This window comes from Luteimonas sp. WGS1318 (assembly GCF_043187535.1).
GTDB lineage: Bacteria > Pseudomonadota > Gammaproteobacteria > Xanthomonadales > Xanthomonadaceae > Luteimonas.
Genome location: NZ_CP171131.1, coordinates 1,293,952 through 1,312,769, shown reverse-complemented (window position 1 = coordinate 1,312,769; position 18,818 = coordinate 1,293,952). Strand labels below are relative to the sequence as shown.

The following is an 18,818-nucleotide window of genomic DNA, read 5'->3' as shown; positions in this document are numbered from 1 at the left end:
CGCGAGACGGCGCGGCGTCGTTCGGGCTGCATGCCGTGCGACGTGAGGTGTCGGATCGATGTCCCCTGCGCGCCCCGTGCCGTCGCGACGTGTGCAGCGGGCATCGCGAGCGGCGCGCACGTGCTCGCAGGCGACGTCGCGCACGCTCATGCCTTGGGTCCCGCGCGCGGGTGGACGTCTGTCGCCAGGCTGCAGCGGCGACCATGGAATAATCCGCCGACGCCGCACGACCACCGCGGCGCCGGGGAGATGCGATGCGTACATGGGTTCTGCGGGCACTGCTCGCCCTCGTCGTGCTGGTCGTCAGCGCCGTGCTGGTCGTCTGGTGGCTGCTGCGCGGCAGCCTGCCGGCGCTCGACGGCGAACTCGCGTTGCCAGGACTCTCCGCCCCGGTGACGGTGCGCCGCGACGCCGACGGCGTGGTCACCCTCGATGCGCAGAACGAGACCGACGCCGCACGCGCGCTGGGCTATGTGCACGCGCAGGAGCGCTATTTTGAAATGGACCTGATGCGCCGCGTGCCCGCGGGCGAGCTGTCGGCGCTGTTCGGCGCCCGCGCACTCGAGGCCGATCGCCGCAACCGTGTCCACCGCATGCGCGCACGCGTCGACGCGCAGCTGGACGCGATGGCGGGCGAGCGCATGGCCCAACTGCAGGCCTATACCGATGGCGTGAATGCCGGACGCGCCGCGTTGCGGGTGCGGCCCTGGCCCTACCTGCTGCTGCGCCAGACCCCGGCGCCGTGGACCACGGCGGACTCGGCGCTGACCGGCTTCGCGATGTACTTCGACCTGCAGGACGCGACCAACCGCAACGAGCGCGCGCTGGACACCGCGCGTGCGCATCTGCCGCCCGCGCTGTTCGCGCTGGTCACTCACGACGGCAGCACCTGGGACGCGCCGCTGTTCGGCCCGGCACGCGGCGACGCGGTGCTGCCGGGCGCCACCGAGGTGGACCTGCGCCGCCTGCCATCGCCGGACACCGGCAGCGGCCATACCCCGGTGTCGGACATCGCATCCGTGCACAGCCCACGCGCATTGCCGCCCGACGCGACAGATGCGACACGGGCCGCGCGCGACCTGCGCCCGGGCAGCAACAATTTCGCGGTCTCCGGCGCATTGACGGCCGATGGCCGAGCGCTGGTCGCCGACGACATGCACCTGGGCCTGCGCGTGCCCAACATCTGGTTCCGCGCCCGCCTGCGCTATCCCGACGCGCGCGCGCCGGACGGCCAGGTCGATGTCACCGGCTTCACCCTGCCCGGCTTGCCTGCGGTGATCGTCGGCAGCACCGGCCACGTCGCCTGGGGCTTCACCAACAGCTATGGCGATTATCTGGACTGGCAACGCGTGCGCCCCTGCGCGCCCGAGGTCCCGTCCGTCGGTGAGTGCACGCCGGTCGTACGCCACGTCGAGCACATCGGGATCGCAGGCGCCGAACCCGTCACGCTCGAGGTCGACGAGACCGCCTGGGGCCCGCTCGTGCATCGCGAGGACGATGGCCAGGCGCTGGCGCTGCGCTGGGTGGCCCATCTGCCCGGCGCGCTGAACTTCGCGCTCGGCGATTTCCCGTTCGCAGCCGACCTGGAGGCCGCGTTGGCGATCGCCGACCGCACTGCGACGCCCACCCAGAACCTCGTCATCGGCGATGCACAGGGCCGCGTCGCCTGGCGGCTGCTCGGGCCGATTCCGTTGCGCGGCGCCGGGTGCGATGGCACGACGGTCTCGCAGCCGCCGAACGCCACGCGCGATGCCGCGCCGGTCGAGGTGACTTCGACCACATCCCGGACTGCCGTCGTGCCTGCGGCCGACACGGGCACGCCCTCGAACGTCTGCGCGCCCTGGACGATCGCCACGAATGCCTCGCCCCGGCTCGGCTCGCCCGACACCGATCGCCTGTGGACGGCCAACAGCCGCGTCGTCGACGGCCCGGACTTCAACCGCATCGGCGACGGCGGCGCGGCGCTCGGCGCGCGTGCACAGCAGATCCGCGACGTGCTCCAGGCCGGCACGCAGTTCGCCGAAGCCGACCTGCTCGCCCTGCAACTCGACGACCGCGCCCTGTTGATGACGCGCTGGTGGCAACTGCTGCGCGAGCGCGCACCGCGCGAGGGCGACAGCGCTTTGCGTGCCTTGGCCGACGCGGCCAACGACTGGTCCGGACGCGCCGACGTCGATTCGGCCGGCTACCGGCTGGTCCGCGCCTGGCGCCTGGCCGTGCACGAACGCATTGCCGATGGCCTGCTGGCACCGGCGCGCGCCGCGACCGGCGACGCGTTCGACATGCCGGCCCTGCCGCAGCTCGAGGGCGTGGTCTGGCCGCTGCTGCAGCAGCGACCCGCGCATCTGCTGCCGCGCCGCTTCGCCTGCAGCGCGGACGGTGCCTGTGACGCCGGCGCCGCGGGCTGGGATGCCTTGCTCGAGGACGCCGCACGCCAGGTCCGCGACGAGTTCGCCGCGGCCGGCCCGCTGGCCGAGCGCCGCTGGGGCGAACGCAACACCGCGGCGATCTGCCACCCGCTGGCGTCCGCGCTGCCGGCGATCGCACGCGGCCGGCTATGCATGCCGGCCGAGCCGCTGCCCGGCGACAGCATGATGCCGCGCGTGCAGGGCCCGGATTTCGGCGCCTCCCAGCGCATGGTGGTCGCGCCCGGGCACGAGGCCGACGGCATCGCCCACATGCCCGGCGGCCAGAGCGGCCACCCGCTGTCGCCGTACTGGGGCGCCGGCCACGCCGACTGGGTGCAGGGGCGCGCATCGCCGTTCCTGCCGAAGACGACGGCGCACACGTTGCAGCTCGTACCTGCAGGCGCTGCGTCCCGCTGACGCGTCTCGCTGCCGCATCCGCTCCTCCGACCTGGATCCGGCGCCTTCGTGCCGGACCGCCGCCCACACCTGGAGCCACTGCAGATCGCCCTCCGGGCACGCGTCGAGGGGCAGTGTGTCGACGCGGACTGCCTGTGGACGCGCCATTTCGAGTCGTGTCTGTCCCACGCCGAACGGCTCGCGAACAGCGCCCCGAATCAGCATGCACTCGATGCGCTGTCCGGCTCGGTGATGCATGTCGTCAGTGGCATGGGCAGCTTCAATGACGACATGCGGTGGCGGAACGGGCAGGCCATTCGTGGAATGGAGGCGCCGGATACGGCCAGCGGTGCGGTGTATGACGCCGCTCTTGAATTGCGGCGCATCGACGTCTGAGATGTCGCTTCAGCTCGTGAAGCTTCGCACTGATGTGAATTGATCGCTGGCAGTGCGCAGCTTTGGCTTTGGCTTTGGCTTTGGCTTTGGCTTTGGCTTTGGCTTTGGCTTTGGCTTCGGCCTTTGCTTTGGCTTTGGCCTTTGCTTCGGCCTTTGCTTTGGCTTCCAGCTCTTGATCTGAAATCGAGCCGTAGAGCGAGCCGAGCACCGGAGCCTGGCGTGGCCGAAGAGCAGCCCATGTCTGAGCGTAGCGAGTTTGGGCTGCGTGCCGCGTCAGGCGAGGAGCGGAGGGAACCGGACGGGCGAAGCCCGGCCGGATCGCGTCCGGCGAAGGGACCTTTTGGTTCCTTTTGGGTCCATCCAAAAGGGACTCGCACGCGCAGCGGGCGAAAGCCCTGCACTTGCTCTCGCTTTTTGATCCTAATCTTGGCTTCCGCATCAGCGCTGCGCGCTTTGAAGCAAAACGCGCGGCGCGCGAAGATCAAGTACAGAGCATCCGCGCTGTTCGCGCGGCTTACTTTTGTCTTGTCAAAAGTAAGCAAAACCGCCATCGCCGGACGCGATCCGCCGCGATACAGCCGCGGCGGTCCCCTGCGCTTCTCGGGCGACGGGGCACACAGCCCAAACTCGCTGCGCTCAGACATGGGCTGCTCTTCGACCCCATCGCCCTGCGATGCTCGGCTCGCTCTACGGCTCGATTCAAATCAAAGGCAAAAAGCAGGAGCAGAAGCCAGTGACAGAGACAGAGACAGAGCAAAGGCAACAGCGAAAGCAAAGGCAAAGGCAAAGGCAAAGGCAAATTTCGACAGCGAAGCCGAAGTCCAGGCCTGAATCACCACATCCTTAAAACCACGCCCCGCTGCAAAAGATCACCCAGCCGCCAGGCCATCAAGCTGCGCCGGCGCGGCAGCGAAAATTCCAAAAAAAAGCCCCGCTTCTGCGGGGCTTTTCTCAAGATCCTGCAACCGTCAGTCCCGCAGTTCGATCACATCGAACTCCGCCACCGGATCCACCTCGGCGTCGTAATCCACATCACTGCGCTCGAAACCGAACAGCTTGAGGAACTCGTGCTTGTAGCCGGCGTAGTCGGTCAGCGCGAACAGGTTCTCGCTGGTGATCTGCGGCCACAGCGCCTTGCACTGCGCCTGCACGTCGTCGCGCAGTTCCCAGTCGTCGAGGCGCAGGCGGGCTTCGTCGTCGACCTGGGCCGGCGCGCCGTCGGTGCGGTACATGCGCTCGCGGAACAGGCGGTCGAGCTGGTCGAGCGTGCCCTCGTGCAGGCCCTTCTCCTTCATCACCTTGAAGGCGATGGCGATGTAGAGCGGCAGCACTGGAATCGCGGCACTGGCCTGGGTGACCACCGACTTGAGCACGGCGACGTTCGCGCTGCCGCCGGTCTTGGCGAGCTGCGCATCGATACGCCGCGCAGTCGCGTCGAGATCGGCCTTGGCCTTGCCCAGCGCGCCGTGCCAGTAGATCGGCCAGGTGATCTCGGTGCCGATGTAACTGAAGGCCACGGTCTTCGCGCCGTCGGCGAGCACGCCGGCCTCGCGCAGCGCGTCGATCCACAGCTGCCAGTCCGCACCGCCCATCACGGTCACGGTATCGGCGATCTCCTGCTCGGTCGCCGGTTCGATCGACGCTTCGATGATCTGGTCCTTGTTGGTGTCGATCGCGGTCGAGGTGTAGACCTCACCGATCGGCTTGAGCGCCGAGCGCTTCACTTCGCCGGTGTCGGGCAGCTTGCGCACCGGCGAGGCCAGCGAATAGACCACCAGATCGACCTGGCCGCCCATCTCGTTCCTGATCAGGTCGATCGCCTGCGCGCGCGCGGCATCGGAGAACGCGTCGCCGTTGATCGAGCGGCTGTAGAGGCCGGCGTCTTTCGCGTAGCGATCGAACGCGGCCGAGTTGTACCAGCCGGCCGTGCCCGGCTTCTTCTCGGTGCCGGGCTTCTCGAAGAACACGCCGAGCGTGTCGGCGCCGAAGCCGAAGGCCGCACTGATGCGCGCCGCCAGGCCGTAGCCGCTGGACGCGCCGATCACCAGCACCTTCTTCGGACCGTCGTCGCGCACGCCGCGCGCCCGCGTGGCCGCGATCTGGTCGCGCACGTTGTGGTCGCAGCCGGTCGGATGCGTCGTGGTGCAGATGAAGCCGCGGACCTTGGGATGGATGATCACTGCTGTCGCCCGTATGTCGTGGAAACCTGGCGACAAGTTTACGGGCTGACGTCGCGCCGGTCCCGTACGGGGGTCGATGGTGCCGCGGTCCGGTGCGTGACCGATCCGGATCCGCCCGCGGTTCCGGAACGCACGCCCTGGGCGATCGGCGCGTGGACGGATGCACGCCTCGACCGCGCACGACGATTGACAGCACGCAGCCCCGCCGCTGAACTGTGGGCCGGATTTCCGCCCCTGGATGCACGCATGCCGTCTCGTTGGACCGATTCACCGCGGCGATACGGGCTGATCAGCCGCGTGCTGCACTGGGGCATGGCCGCCCTGTTCGCCTGGCAGTTCACCGGGATGACGGTGAAATTGACCCTGGGCAAGCATCCGTTGACGGCGTTTCTCGTCGGCACGCACAAACCGGTCGGCACGCTGCTGATGCTGGCGATCCTGCTGCGCGGCGTCTGGGGCCTGTCGCAGTGGCGCCATCGTCCGCCGCACCCGCGCACCGCCATCGGCCGCTTGGCGGGGCTGGGCCATGCGCTGCTCTATGCGCTGATGTTCTACATCCCCACCGTCGCCCTGCTGCGCGAATACGGCAGCGGCCGCGGCTTCGCGCCTTGGGGCGTGCCGTTGTTTCCGCAGACTGGTGAACGGATCGCCTGGCTGATGGCACCGGCCAACCTGTCCCACGGCGTGCTGGCGTGGACGCTGCTCGCGGTGATCGCCGGGCACGTCGCGATGGTCGCGCTGCATCATGTCTTCTGGCGCGACACGACGCTCGCGCGGATGGCCGGCAAGCTCTGATGCGTCCAGAGTCCCCGTAGGAGCGCGCTGGCGCGCGACGGGCTTCACTTGGAGGCCCCTTCGCGCGCGAGCGCGCTCCTACAGCGACATGGCCTGCGAACAGAGCATCTGACGGCGCCCTGGTCTAGATCCCCCCGGCATGCTGGCGGGACGATGACCGCATAGAGCGCCCACAGCCTTGAAGGCGTGCGGATTCCCTGCAGGAGCTCGCTCGCGCGCGATGGGCTTCACCTGAAAGCCCCTTCGCGCGCGAGCGCGCTCCTACGGCGAGATGGGCTGCGAACGGATCATCTGACGGTGCCCTGGTGCGCATGCCCCCGCGGCATGTTGGCGGGACGCTGACCGCATCGATCGCCCGCAGCATTGAAGGCGCGCAGATTCCCTGTAGGAGCGCGCTGGCGCGCGATGGGCTTCACCTGGAAGCCCCTTCGCGCGCCAGCGCGCTCCTACATGACGCCTGGAACTCGGCACACGGTCTGGAGGCGCGCATCCCAGCAGCGCGCGCGGGCGCTGCCCCACACACATCTCGCCGCGCACCCGTCCGCATCGGCCGCCGCCGCGTCGCTAGGCCGCGGCGTGATGCACATCGGCCACCGCGCGTCCCGACGGATCGGCGGCATTCGCGAATGCCGCGTCCCAGGCGATCGCCGCGGGCGACGAGCACGCGATCGACTTGCCGCCCGGCACGGTCGCCGCGGCCGCCGGCGATGGAAACAGCCGCTCGAACACGCTGCGGTAGTAGTACGCCTCCTTGGTCTGCGGCGGGTTGTGCGGGAACCGGCTCGCCGCCGCCGCGAGTTCGCGATCACTGACCTGCGCCTCGGCATGCGCCTTGAGCCCGTCGATCCAGCCGTAACCGACGCCGTCGCTGAACTGCTCCTTCTGCCGCCACAGGATCTCGTCGGGCAGATGCCCGTCGAACGCGGCGCGCAGCACGCCCTTTTCCATGCGCTGATACCCGTCGCTGCCGCGGTGGATCATCTTGTGCGCGGCGTCGAAGCGCATCGCGACATCGAGGAACTCGCGGTCGAGGAACGGCACGCGCGGTTCCACGCCCCAGGCCATCATCGACTTGTTCGCGCGCAGGCAATCGTAGGTGTGCAGCGCGTCGAGCTTGCGCACCAGCTCCTCGTGGAACTGCCGCGCGTCCGGCGCCTTGTGGAAGTACAGATAGCCGCCGAAGATCTCGTCACTGCCCTCCCCCGACAGCACCATCTTCACGCCCATCGCCTTGATGCGGCGCGCGAGCAGGAACATCGGCGTCGACGCGCGGATCGTCGTCACGTCGAATGTTTCGACATGGCGGATCACATCGGGAATCGCATCAAGGCCTTCCTCGAACGTGTATTCGAAGCCGTGATGCACGGTGCCCAGCGACTCGGCGGCGATCGCGGCGGCCGCGAGATCGGGCGAGCCTTTGAGGCCGATCGCGAACGAATGCAGGCGCGGCCACCAGGCTTCGCTGCGGTCGCCGTCTTCGATGCGGTGACGTGCGTAACGCGCGGCGACGGCGGCGACCAGCGAGGAGTCCAACCCGCCCGACAGCAGCACGCCGTAGGGCACGTCGGTCATCAGCTGGCGATGCACCGCGGCTTCAAAGGCCTCACGCACGTCGTCGAGCGAGACGTCCACACCTTCGACCGCATCGAAGTCGCGCCACGGCCGCGTGTAGTACTGCGTCAGCACGCCGGTCGCGCTGTCGTACCAGTGACCGGGCGGGAACTGCGCGACATCGGCGCAGGTATCGGCCAGCGCCTTCATCTCCGAGGCGACACGCAGGCGGCCTTCGCGGTCGTGGCCCCAGTACAGCGGCACCACACCGATCGGATCGCGGGCGATGAGTGCGCGGCCGCGCTCGCGGTCCCACAGCGCGAACGCGAAGATGCCGTTGAGGCGTTCGAGGAACGCCGATGGGCCGCTGCCATCGGCCTCGTGCTCGCGATACAGCGCGCTGACCACTTCGCAATCCGACGCGGTCTGGAAGGCATACGGCACGCGCAGCTCGGCCTTCAGCGCCCGGTGGTTGTAGATCTCGCCGTTGACCGCGAGCACCAACGCGCCGTCCTCGGACAGCAACGGCTGCGAGCCGCCTGCCGGGTCGACGATGGCGAGGCGTTCGTGCACGAGGATCGCGCGGTCGTCGACATGGACGCCGCTCCAGTCGGGGCCGCGATGGCGCTGGCGCTGCGAGCACTCGAGCGCCTGCCGTCGCAGGACGGTTGCGTCGTCGCCCGGTTGCAGGCCAAAGATGCCGAAGATCGAACACATGGTGGAGCTCCTGGGATGTCGTGGATCGCGATGTCGGTGGAGCCGGATGCGGACACAAAAAAACCCGCATCGCGGCCGATGCGGGTCTGTGTCTGAAGCCTGGCGTGTCTTGCGATCCTGCTACGCCTGCTCCCACACCCGCATCGGCCGCGCACGATTATTCGTGCGCAGGACGTTGCGGTTGCGATTGCCGGTGACAGCGGGACGGGCCATGGGAACGAACCTAGCGGCTGGGTCGGAGATGCGCAACCGTTGCAGACGCAACGGGCGCATAAGGATGAGCACGTGAGCGGGCGCGGATTCCGGCCATCGCTCAGTGCGTGCCGGCCGGCATCCCGTCGGGCGGCGTGGCGGTCTGGGCGCGTTCCGCGGCCAGGCGCTCGGGGTCCACCAGGCGTGGATTGTCGAGCACCTCCGCCAGGCGCTCCCGGTCGAGCTGGCCGGTCCAGCGTGCGACGACCAGCGTGCCGATGCCATTGCCGGTGAGGTTGGTCAGCGCACGGCCTTCCGACATGAAGCGGTCGATGCCGACGATCAGCGCGATGCCCGCCAGCGGAATCACGCTCTCGAACGCCGCCAGCGAGGCCGCCAGCGTCACCAGACCCGCGCCGGACACACCGGCGGCGCCGTTCGACGAGATCAGCATGAACACCAGCAACGCGATCTGCGTGCTGATCGGCACCTCGATGCCGAAGGCCTGGGCGATGAAGATCGCGCCCATCGACATGTAGATCGCGGTGCCGTCGAGATTGAACGAATAGCCGGTGGGAATGGTCAGGCCGACGACCGACTTCGGCACGCCCGCACCTTCGAGCTTGGCGAGCATGCGCGGCAGCACCGTTTCCGACGACGAGGTGCCGAGCACAATCAGCAGTTCGTCGCGGATCATGCGGATGTACTTGAAGATGCTGAAGCCCGACCACCAGCAGATCGGCCCGAGCACCAGGAACAGGAACAGCAGGCAGGTCAGCCAGAAGCTCAGCATGAAGTAGCCGAGCGAGCCAAGAATCGCGCCGCCGTATTCGCCGATGGTGAAGGCCATGCCGCCCATCGCGCCGAGCGGAGCGAACCACATCACGATCTTGATCACGCCGAACATCACCTGGGCGATGGTGTCGAGCGCCGCGACCGCGGGCTTGCCGCGCTCGCCGAGCATCGTGATCGCGCAGGCGACGAGGATCGCCATCACCAGCACCTGGATCAGTTGGCCTTCGACGAAGGCGCCGAAGAACGAACTCGGCACCAGGTGCAGCAGGAAGCCGGTCAGCCCCTCGCCCGCGGCCGCGCCGGCGCTGGCCAGCGTGCCCTGCGCCGCCGAGGCGTCGAAGGTGGTGATATCCAGACCGAGACGACGTCCGGGGCCGAACAGGTTGATCACCACCAGACCGATGCCGAGCGCGAACACCGTGGTCACGTTGAAATACACGACGGTCTTGAACGCGAGGCCGCCGGCCTTGGCCAGGTTGCCGAGCCCGGCGATGCCGACGGCGACGGTCGCGAAGATCGTCGGCGCGATCACCACCTTGACCAGCTTGATGAACAGGTCGGCGAGCCACTTCATCTGCGCGCCGACCTCGGGCAGCGTCAGGCCGATGACGATGCCGGCGGTAATGCCGATCAGCACCCAGAAGTACAGGTGCTGCCAGAGCGGCTTTCGGGCCGGGGGCCCGGGCGTGGGCGACGTGATCGGAGGCTGGGGTGCGGTTTCGGTCTGCATGCGGCAAGCCTGCCAGAGGACGGGGCCGGGAAAACTCACCCGATGGGACTAGATCGCCCGCCGAGACCGTGGACGATCGTCGGTCACCGCTTGATATCCGCGGCGCTGGCAGATGGGACACCAGGCAGCAGATACCGGCACGATCCCGGCGCCCCGCGTTCGCAGTGATCGAGACGACACACGCACCCGCTGGGGACGTCGGCCGGGCCGCGCAGATGCAACTCGGCACCTGCGCGGACGTTTCCGATCCGCATCTGGAGGCAGCGAAGCAACCCCGCCCTCGCCCATGCACGCGCGGCCACGCCGCGCGGCACCTCAGGACGGCTCAGCCGCCGGTATAGGCCACACGCCAGACCGTATCGCCGGCATCGTCAGTCAACAGCAGCGAGCCGTCCTGCAGGCCGTAGATGTGGGTCGGGCGACCATAGACGTCCGGACCGGCGTCGTTGGCGATGAAGCCCGACAGGAAGGTCTGCGCCTCGCCGGTCGGCGCGCCGTTTTCGAACGGCACGTAGAGCACCTTGTAACCGGCGAACGAGCGCCGGTTCCAGGAGCCGTGCAGCGCGACGAACGCGCCGCCGCGATAGAGCGCCGGGAACTGCTCGCCCTGGTAGAAGTGCAGGCTCATCGCCGAGGTGTGGCTGCCGACGGCGAAGTCCGGAACCCGCGTCTTCTCGACGAGATCCGGCCGCGGCGGCTGGATGCGGGTGTCGACGTTCTGGCCGTAATAGGCGTAGGGCCAGCCGTAGAAGCCGCCGTCGTGCACGCGGGTGATGTAGTCGGGCACGAGATCGTCACCGATCTCGTCGCGCTCGTTGACCGAGGTCCACATCGCGCCGGTCGTGGGCTCCCAGTCGACGCCGTTGGGATTGCGCAGGCCCGAGGCGAAGATGCGCTCGCCTGAACCGTCGGGATTGATCTCCAGGATCGCGGCCCGCCGCTCCTCCTCATCCATGCCGTACTCGCCGACGTTGCTGGCCGAGCCGACCGTCACATAGAGCTTGCTGCCGTCGGCATTGGCGACGACGTTGCGCGTCCAGTGGTTGTTGTAGCCGCCGGCGGGCAGATCCAGGATCTTCTCGCCCTCGTCTGCGAGGCGGGTCTGGCCGGCGGTGTAGGGATACCGCCAGAGGCCGTCGGTGACCGCGATGTACAGCCACTCGCCCTGCTGCAGCATGCCGAAGGGCTGGTTGAGACCGGTCGCGAACACCTCGCGCACGTCCGGCGTGCCATCGCCGTCGGTGTCGCGCAGCAGCGTGATGCGGTTCGCGCTGGGCCCGTAGGCGCGCGAGCGGTCCAGCACTTCGGTCTGGTCCTCCTGCGGCGCGGTACGCGCCTCGGAAACGAGCACGTCGCCGTTGTCCAGCTGATGCAGCCAGCGGGGATAGTCGAGGCCATCGGCGTACCTGGTGACCGTGAAGCCCTCGGGCGCGACCGGCACGCGGTCCCCGGACCAGCCGACGACCCGCGGCTGCAGTTCGACGTCCGAGGTATCGGTGGGCGCAGGCAGGCGCTCGACGACGCGTTCGCCGCTGCCGATGGTGTAGGTCGCGTTGGCACGGTCGGTGCGGATGGTCGCGGCCTCCGACTCCTGGGCCCAGGCGGGGCTGCAGAGGGCGACGGTGACGGCGGCGGCGAGCAGTACGGGGCGCGGCGACATGGCAGCGGCTCCAGGGGATCAGGGGCCGTCCATCCTGCCGGCCGACGTGCCGAGAGGCCGTGAACCGCCGGATCCCGGAAACGCGGAAAGCGGGCCGAGGCCCGCTTTCCGGTGACACGTGACGCTGTCGTCGGCGATTACTCGGCCGGCGTGCCCTCGCCTTCGGCGACGGCCTTCATCGACAGGCGGATGCGGCCCTGCTTGTCGACTTCCAGCACCTTGACCTTGACCACGTCGCCTTCCTTGAGCACGTCGCCGACCTTCTCGACACGCTCGTTGGAGATCTGCGACACGTGGACCAGACCGTCCTTGCCGGGGGAGATCGTCACGAACGCGCCGAAGTCCATCAGCTTGACGACCTTGCCCTCGTAGATGCGGCCCGGCTCGACGTCCGACGTGATCTGCTCGATGCGCGACTTCGCGGCCTGGCCGGCAGCGCCGTTGACCGAAGCGATCGTGATCGTGCCGTCGTCCTGGATGTCGATCTGGGTGCCGGTTTCCTTGGTGATCGCCTGGATGACCGAACCGCCCTTGCCGATGACCTCGCGGATCTTGTCGGGGTGGATCTTGATGGTGATCAGGCGCGGCGCGAACTCGCTGAGCTCCGAACGCGCGGTGGTCAGCGCGCTGCTCATCTCGTTGAGGATGTGCAGACGGCCTGCCTTCGCCTGGGCCAGCGCGACCTTCATGATCTCCTCGGTGATGCCCTGGATCTTGATGTCCATCTGCAGCGCCGAGATGCCGTTCGTGGTGCCGGCCACCTTGAAGTCCATGTCGCCGAGGTGATCCTCGTCGCCCAGGATGTCGGAGAGCACGACGAAGTCGTCGCCTTCCTTGACCAGGCCCATCGCGATGCCGGCGACGGGTGCCTTGATCGGCACGCCCGCGTCCATCAACGCCAGCGACGAACCGCAGACCGACGCCATCGACGAGGAGCCGTTCGACTCGGTGATCTCGGACACGACGCGGATGGTGTACGGGAATTCTTCCATCGTCGGCATCACGGCGAGCACGCCGCGCTTGGCGAGGCGGCCGTGGCCGATCTCGCGACGCTTCGGGCCCATCATGCGGCCGGCTTCACCCACCGAGTACGGAGGGAAGTTGTAGTGGAACAGGAAGTGTTCCTTGTACTCGCCGGCGACCGAATCGATGATCTGGCCGTCGCGCGCGGTGCCCAGCGTGACCGCGACGATCGCCTGGGTCTCGCCACGGGTGAACAGCGCCGAGCCGTGCACGCGCGGCAGGATGCTGACCTTCGACGCGATCGGGCGCACGGTGTCGAGCGCACGGCCGTCGATGCGGACCTTGGTCTTGAGGACCGAGTCGCGCATCGTCTGGTATTCCTGCTCGCCGAACTCCTTCGAGAGCTCGCTGCTCGACCAGGCATTGGCTTCGGCATGCGGCTGCACGGCTTCGAGGATCGCCTTCTTGACCTTGGAGATCGCGTCCTTGCGCTCGAGCTTGTCGCGCACCTGGAACGCGCTGGCGAGCTGCTCGCCGATCGCGGTGCGCAGGGTCGAGATCAGGCCTTCGTTGGCCGCCGGTGCCGACCATTCCCACTTCGGCTTGCCGGCTTCGGCGACCAGGGCGTTGATCGTCTCGATCGCGACCTGCATCTGCTTGTGGCCGAACATCACCGCGCCAAGCATCACGTCTTCCGACAGCTCACGGGCTTCGGACTCGACCATCAGCACGGCGTTCGCGGTACCGGCGACGACGAGCTCGAGGTCCGAATCCTTCAGCTCGGACACGGTCGGGTTCAGCAGGTACTGGCCGTCCTTGTAGCCGACCTTGGCGGCACCGATCGGGCCGTCGAACGGCGCGCCCGACAGCGACAGCGCGGCGGAAGCACCGATCAGGGCGAGGATGTCGCCGTCGATCTCGGGGTTCATCGACATCACGGTGGCGATGATCTGGACTTCGTTGCGGAAGCCGTCCGGGAACAGCGGGCGGATCGGACGGTCGATCAGGCGCGACGTCAGCGTTTCCTTCTCGGTGGCGCGACCTTCACGCTTGAAGAAGCCGCCCGGGATACGGCCGCCGGCGTAGAACTTCTCCTGGTAGTCGACGGTCAGCGGGAAGAAATCCTGCCCTTCGCGTGCGGTCTTGTTGGCGACCGCGGTGACCAGCACCTGGGTGCCTTCGCACGACACCATGACGGCGCCGCCGGCCTGGCGCGCGATCTCGCCGGTCTCGAGCGTCACCGTGTGGTTGCCGAACTGGAAGCTCTTTGTCACTTTCGCCACGTTGAATTCCTTGATGTCTCTTGCGATGAACCGACCGGGACCCATGCCCCGTCCGGGCGGACGCTGCCCACGCCCTAAAAAGAACCGCGGCGCATTTCTGCGCCGCGGTGGGTATCGGGTTTAGCGACGCAGACCAAGCTTCTCGATCAGGGCCTTGTAGCGATCCGCATCCTTCCGGTGCAGATAGTCGAGCAGGCTGCGACGGCGGTTGACCATCATCAGCAGGCCACGACGGCTGTGGTGGTCCTTCTTGTGCGTCTTGAAGTGCTCGGTCAGGTGCACGATGCGTGCGGTCAGCAGGGCGACCTGGACTTCCGGGGAGCCGGTGTCGTTTTCGCCGCGCTTGTGGTCTTCGATGATCTTGCTGTTGTCGATCGTGCTGGTCATTTCGGTTCTCTTGACGCGCGTCCCGCAGAAGACCGCGACGGGTCGTAATGACCGTCGCGCACCGCCCGGACCGCCTGTGGATTGGAGTTGCGGAGTGCCTTGAAAAAGGCGGCGAAAGTGTACCGCTTGCCCGGGTGCCGGACAAGGCGGCCGTTCAGCCCCCAGTGGCGCCCGACTCGGCGGCGCCCGCCCGGCGGAACATGCGCTGCGCCTTCAGCCGGCCCTCGGCGGTGACCTGGCCCAGCCCCTCGGCGAGGCCGCCGGGCCCGAAAACAGCGACTTCACCGACCGGCGTGAACGGCCCGGGCACGTCCTGGCCGTTCTGCAGCCGGGCCGCCTGGCGCCCGTCGACGTGCACCGCCGGCCAGGCCAGCATGCCGGCCTCGATCTCCAGCAGGCAGGCTTCGAGCCCCCGCTCGCTGCGGGCGGCCAGCGCCTGCAGGTCTTCGAGCGTCCACATGCGCGGATCCCGGAACGGGTCGACCCACAGCCGGCGCAGCTCGGCCACATGCGCGCCGCAGCCCAGCAACTCGCCCAGATCGCGCACCAGACTGCGCACGTAGGTCCCCGAGCCGCATTCGACGTGCAGGCGCAACTGCGGCGCCCCACCCGGGTCGAGCACGCCGTCGAGCAGATCGGCGGCCGATTGCAGTTCGAAGGCATGCACGTCGACCGGACGGGCCTCGACGTCGACCACTTCGCCGCGGCGCGCCTTGGCGTACAGGGGTTCGCCGCCGCGCTTGAGGGCCGAGTAGATCGGTGGACGCTGGGCGATGCGCCCGGTGAGCTGGCGCAGCGCCGCATCGATGGTTTCGATCCGCAGCGGCGGCACCGGCCGCTCGCGCAGGATCTGGCCGTCAGCGTCATCGGTATCGGTGACCTGCCCCAGCCGCGCGACCGTGGTGTAGGCCTTGCGCGCGCCGAGCAGGCCGCCGGCGATCTTGGTCGCCTCGCCGAAGCACACGGGCAACAGCCCGGTGGCCAAGGGGTCGAGACTGCCGGTATGGCCGCCCTTGTCGGCGCGGAACAGATGGCGCACCCGCTGCAGCGCCTGGTTCGAACTCATGCCGCGGGGCTTGTCGAGCAGCAGGATGCCGTCGAGCTTGCGGAACCGGGTGCGTGGGCGGTCCGACTGTGCACGCTTGGCGCGTGCACGCGGCGGCGCGGCACCGGGTGACGCGTCGCCGTCAGTCGGCGGACGATTCGCCGACATCGCGCAGCAGATTATCGATGCGCTCGCCGCGGTCGACCGAATCGTCGTAATGGAAATGCAGCTCCGGCACGTGGCGCATCTTCACCGCACGCGCCAGCCTGAAACGGATCTCGTGTGCAACCGCCTTCAGGCCCTTCATGGCTTCGGCCGAGCGCTCGGACTGCAGCGCGGTGACAAACACCTTCGCATGGGCCATGTCGCGCGTGACCTCGACGTCGGACACGCTGACCGACGGCAGCCCGTGCTCGGACACAGCCTCGCGCACCAGGGTGCCGAGTTCACGGCGAAGCTGGGCGGAAACGCGATCGGTGCGATGGAAGGATTTAGTGGGCACTGGATTCGGGATTCGGAATTGGGGAGTCGGGATTCGGAGAAGCGGACCGGGACCCGCAGCGGAGAGTGCTTGCGAATCCCCCATCCCGAATCCCGAATCCCGCGGACGCTTACAGCGTCCGCTGCACCTCGATGCGTTCGAAGCACTCGATCTGGTCGCCCGGCTTGACGTCGTTGTAGGCCTTGACGCCGATACCGCACTCGGTGCCGTTGCGCACTTCGTCGACGTTTTCCTTGAAGCGGCGCAGCGATTCCAGCTCGCCTTCGAAGATGACCGTGTTGTCGCGCAGCACGCGGATCGGCTTGTTGCGCTTGACCACGCCCTCGATGACCATCGAGCCGGCGACCGCACCGAACTTGGAGCTGCGGAACACGTCGCGCACTTCGGCGGTACCGATGATCTCTTCGCGGATCTCCATGCCGAGGATGCCCGAGGCGACCTGCTTGACCTGGTCGATCACGTCGTAGATGACCGAGAAGTAGCGCAGATCCAGCGCACTGTTCTCGATCACCTTGCGCGCGGATGCATCGGCGCGGACGTTGAAGCCGATGATCGTGGCCTTCGCCGCGGCCGCCGAGTTGGCGTCCGATTCGGTGATGCCGCCGACGCCGGAGACGATGACGTTGATACGGATCTGTTCGTTCGACAGCGCGACCAGCGACTGCTTGAGCGCTTCGACCGAACCCTGCACGTCGGCCTTGATGACCAGGTTGAGCGACAGCTGCTGCTCGGCCTGGCCCATCTGCGCCATGATGTCTTCCATGCGGTTGCCCGCGGCCTGCACCAGGCGCGTTTCGCGACGCTTGGTCTCGCGCTGCTGGGCGACCTCCTTGGCCAGACGCTCGTCGGCGACGACGACGAAATCATCGCCCGCGTCCGGCACGCCGGACAGTCCGAGCACCTGCACCGGGATCGACGGACCCGCCGTCTGCACCTGGTTGCCGGTCTCGTCGAACAGCGCACGCACGCGGCCGTACTGGATGCCGCAGACGAGGTAATCGCCGCGCGCCAGCAGACCCTGCTGGACCAGCACGGTCGCGACCGGGCCGCGGCCCTTGTCGAGCGAGGATTCGATGACGGTACCCGTGGCGCGGCCTTCGGCGACCGCACGCAGTTCCAGCACTTCGGACTGCAGCGAGATCGCGTCGAGCAGATCGTCGACGCCGTCGCCGGTCTTGGCCGACAGCTCGACCACCTGCGTGTCGCCGCCGAAGTCCTCGGCGACCACGTCGTGCTCGAGCAGTTCGTTCTTGACCCGGCTCGGGTCCGCACCGGACTTGTCGATCTTGTTGATCGCCACGATCAGCGGCACCTTCGCCGCCTTCGCATGCTTGATCGCCTCGGCCGTCTGCGGCATCACGCCGTCGTCGGCCGCGACCACCAGCACCACGATGTCGGTGAGCTTGGCGCCGCGCGCGCGCATCGAGGTGAACGCGGCGTGGCCCGGGGTGTCGAGGAAGCTGATGACGCCCTTGTCGGTTTCGACGTGGTACGCACCGATGTGCTGGGTGATGCCGCCGGCTTCACCCGACGCCACCTTGGTGCGGCGGATGTAGTCCAGCAACGAGGTCTTGCCGTGGTCGACGTGACCCATGATCGTGACGACCGGCGGACGCGTGACCTGGTCGCCCTGGGCTTCGCCCACGTGCGCGATCAGCTCGCTCTCGGCGTCGTCGGCATCGGCGCGCACCGGCATGTGGCCGAGCTCTTCGACCGCGAGTGCCGCGGTGTCGTGATCGATCGACTGGGTGATGGTCGCCATGACGCCCATCTTGAACAGCGCCTTGACCACGTCGCCGCCCTTCATCGCCAGCTTCTGCGCGAGATCGGCCACGGTGATCGCATCACCGATCGCAACCTCTCGCACGACCGGCGCGGTCGGACGTTCGAAGCCGTGCGGACCGCCGCCACTGCGCGAGGGCGCATTGCCCCGACGCTGCGGCCCACGGGTGGGCTTGCCGCGCGTGCTGCTGCGGCGTGCGCGATCGGACGCACTGAGATGGAGCTGGCCGGCGAAACGCGCGGTGCTGTCGTCGTCTTCGACGCCCGCGACCATCGCATGCGAGCCGCGGTTGGCCTTGGGCTTTGCGGCCGCGGCGCTGCGGTCGTCGGGACGCGGGGCCACCGGCGGCTTGTGGCCATGGCCGTGACCCACGGTGCGACGCGCGGCGGCCGGATCGGCCTCCTCGGGCACGGCGGAGGCCACCGCAGCCGCCTGGCGCAGGCGCTCGGCTTCGGCCTCGGCGTCGAGACGGCGCTGTTCGGCCTCATCGGCCCGGCGCTTGTCGTCCTCGGCCAGCCGCTGCTGCTCCGAGAGGTTCTTCGCACGCGATTCTTCGAGCTTGCGCAGGATCTCGGCGCGCTCGGCATCGGGGTCGAGCGCCGCCCCGTCAGCCGGACGGCTGAGCGTGACCTTTTTGCGCACGACCACGTCGACCGTCTGGCGGTTCTTGCCGCCGCCGACCGTCAGCTCCTGCTTGCGGCTGCGATTGAGCGTGATCTTCTTCGGCGCGGCGATTTCCTCGACCGGGGCGTCGCCCTTGCCGTGCGCACGCTTGAGGAACCCGAGCAGCTTCAGCTTTTCCGCGCTCGTGACGACCTGGTCGGGATCGCTGAACTTCATGCCCGCTTCGGACAGCTGTTCAAGCAGTTTCTCGACCGGCGTATTCACCAGTGCGGCCAGCTTGCGGATGGTGGTTTGTTGCGACATTCGTGATTCCGGTTCCTTGCGCGCCGCCGCGAAGTGCGGGGCGCAGTGGATTTGTCATTCTACCGCTGCATGGGATTCGTTCCGAACTGGATCGTCATCCGTGGCTGG

Annotated in this window: 14 protein-coding genes; 5 read left to right on the top strand and 9 right to left on the bottom strand. The window is 68.2% G+C overall.

All coding sequences use genetic code 11. From position 1 onward, the window contains the following. Nucleotides 1-254 precede the first annotated feature (254 nt). The 4 genes from ACF3M1_RS05970 to ACF3M1_RS05955 all read left to right on the top strand — a co-directional run bounded on the left by ACF3M1_RS05970 (nucleotide 255) and on the right by ACF3M1_RS05955 (nucleotide 4,031). Nucleotides 255-2,825 (top strand): penicillin acylase family protein, encoded by a 2,571-nt coding sequence (locus tag ACF3M1_RS05970; protein ID WP_394004683.1) that lies wholly within the window; start codon nucleotides 255-257, stop codon nucleotides 2,823-2,825. 48 nt (nucleotides 2,826-2,873) lie between these two features. After that, entirely contained in the window at nucleotides 2,874-3,200 is a 327-nt protein-coding gene (locus ACF3M1_RS05965) for a DUF6966 domain-containing protein (protein WP_394004682.1), read from the top strand. 52 nt (nucleotides 3,201-3,252) lie between these two features. After that, the gene (locus ACF3M1_RS05960; RefSeq protein WP_394004681.1) at nucleotides 3,253-3,381 is read left to right on the top strand and encodes a hypothetical protein; all 129 of its coding nucleotides are present in this window, start codon (nucleotides 3,253-3,255) and stop codon (nucleotides 3,379-3,381) included. Between the two features lie 245 nt (nucleotides 3,382-3,626). After that, a complete protein-coding gene (locus ACF3M1_RS05955; protein WP_394004680.1) occupies nucleotides 3,627-4,031 on the top strand; it encodes a hypothetical protein in 405 nt (134 codons plus the stop codon). A gap of 137 nt (nucleotides 4,032-4,168) precedes the next feature. Here ACF3M1_RS05955 and fabV read toward each other — a convergent pair whose 3' ends face one another. Then, nucleotides 4,169-5,380 carry an enoyl-ACP reductase FabV gene (gene fabV / locus ACF3M1_RS05950; protein WP_394004679.1) on the bottom strand — a complete coding sequence of 404 codons (1,212 nt, stop codon included), beginning with the start codon at nucleotides 5,378-5,380 and terminating at the stop codon, nucleotides 4,169-4,171. 246 nt (nucleotides 5,381-5,626) lie between these two features. On the opposite strand from fabV, the gene ACF3M1_RS05945 reads away from it, so the two are divergent. Next, nucleotides 5,627-6,175, top strand: a complete 549-nt coding sequence (locus ACF3M1_RS05945) for a cytochrome b (RefSeq protein ID WP_394004678.1) — start codon at nucleotides 5,627-5,629, stop codon at nucleotides 6,173-6,175. A gap of 564 nt (nucleotides 6,176-6,739) precedes the next feature. Here the strand turns inward: ACF3M1_RS05945 and asnB are convergent. The 8 genes from asnB to infB all read right to left on the bottom strand — a co-directional run bounded on the left by asnB (nucleotide 6,740) and on the right by infB (nucleotide 18,710). Continuing rightward, complete coding sequence (gene asnB / locus ACF3M1_RS05940; RefSeq protein ID WP_394004677.1) at nucleotides 6,740-8,443, bottom strand: asparagine synthase B; 1,704 nt, start codon at nucleotides 8,441-8,443, stop codon at nucleotides 6,740-6,742. A 313-nt stretch (nucleotides 8,444-8,756) separates the two neighbouring features. Then, on the bottom strand, nucleotides 8,757-10,160 hold the full coding sequence (dctA, locus tag ACF3M1_RS05935; protein WP_394004676.1) for a C4-dicarboxylate transporter DctA: 1,404 nt from the start codon (nucleotides 10,158-10,160) through the stop codon (nucleotides 8,757-8,759). A gap of 325 nt (nucleotides 10,161-10,485) precedes the next feature. Continuing rightward, on the bottom strand, nucleotides 10,486-11,820 hold the full coding sequence (locus ACF3M1_RS05930; protein WP_394004675.1) for a PQQ-dependent sugar dehydrogenase: 1,335 nt from the start codon (nucleotides 11,818-11,820) through the stop codon (nucleotides 10,486-10,488). A gap of 137 nt (nucleotides 11,821-11,957) precedes the next feature. Next, nucleotides 11,958-14,066: a polyribonucleotide nucleotidyltransferase gene (pnp, locus tag ACF3M1_RS05925; RefSeq protein WP_394004674.1), complete on the bottom strand. Its 2,109-nt coding sequence runs from the start codon at nucleotides 14,064-14,066 to the stop codon at nucleotides 11,958-11,960. A gap of 120 nt (nucleotides 14,067-14,186) precedes the next feature. Continuing rightward, the gene (gene rpsO, locus ACF3M1_RS05920; protein ID WP_096210031.1) at nucleotides 14,187-14,453 is read right to left on the bottom strand and encodes a 30S ribosomal protein S15; all 267 of its coding nucleotides are present in this window, start codon (nucleotides 14,451-14,453) and stop codon (nucleotides 14,187-14,189) included. Nucleotides 14,454-14,607: 154 nt separating this feature from the next. Next, nucleotides 14,608-15,519, bottom strand: coding sequence for a tRNA pseudouridine(55) synthase TruB (gene truB / locus ACF3M1_RS05915; protein ID WP_394005195.1), 912 nt, complete (start codon nucleotides 15,517-15,519; stop codon nucleotides 14,608-14,610). A 121-nt stretch (nucleotides 15,520-15,640) separates the two neighbouring features. Further along, nucleotides 15,641-16,000 (bottom strand): 30S ribosome-binding factor RbfA, encoded by a 360-nt coding sequence (rbfA, locus tag ACF3M1_RS05910; protein WP_394004673.1) that lies wholly within the window; start codon nucleotides 15,998-16,000, stop codon nucleotides 15,641-15,643. A 109-nt stretch (nucleotides 16,001-16,109) separates the two neighbouring features. Continuing rightward, nucleotides 16,110-18,710, bottom strand: coding sequence for a translation initiation factor IF-2 (gene infB / locus ACF3M1_RS05905; RefSeq protein WP_394004672.1), 2,601 nt, complete (start codon nucleotides 18,708-18,710; stop codon nucleotides 16,110-16,112). Nucleotides 18,711-18,818 lie beyond the last annotated feature (108 nt).

Coding starts and splice junctions, on each gene's coding strand:
- truB (WP_394005195.1), bottom strand. CDS start 15,519: ATGAGTTCGAACCAGGCGCTGCAGCGGGTGCGCCATCTGTTCCGCGCC.
- asnB (WP_394004677.1), bottom strand. CDS start 8,443: ATGTGTTCGATCTTCGGCATCTTTGGCCTGCAACCGGGCGACGACGCA.
- ACF3M1_RS05945 (WP_394004678.1), top strand. CDS start 5,627: ATGCCGTCTCGTTGGACCGATTCACCGCGGCGATACGGGCTGATCAGC.
- rpsO (WP_096210031.1), bottom strand. CDS start 14,453: ATGACCAGCACGATCGACAACAGCAAGATCATCGAAGACCACAAGCGC.
- ACF3M1_RS05970 (WP_394004683.1), top strand. CDS start 255: ATGCGTACATGGGTTCTGCGGGCACTGCTCGCCCTCGTCGTGCTGGTC.
- ACF3M1_RS05930 (WP_394004675.1), bottom strand. CDS start 11,820: ATGTCGCCGCGCCCCGTACTGCTCGCCGCCGCCGTCACCGTCGCCCTC.
- infB (WP_394004672.1), bottom strand. CDS start 18,710: ATGTCGCAACAAACCACCATCCGCAAGCTGGCCGCACTGGTGAATACG.
- dctA (WP_394004676.1), bottom strand. CDS start 10,160: ATGCAGACCGAAACCGCACCCCAGCCTCCGATCACGTCGCCCACGCCC.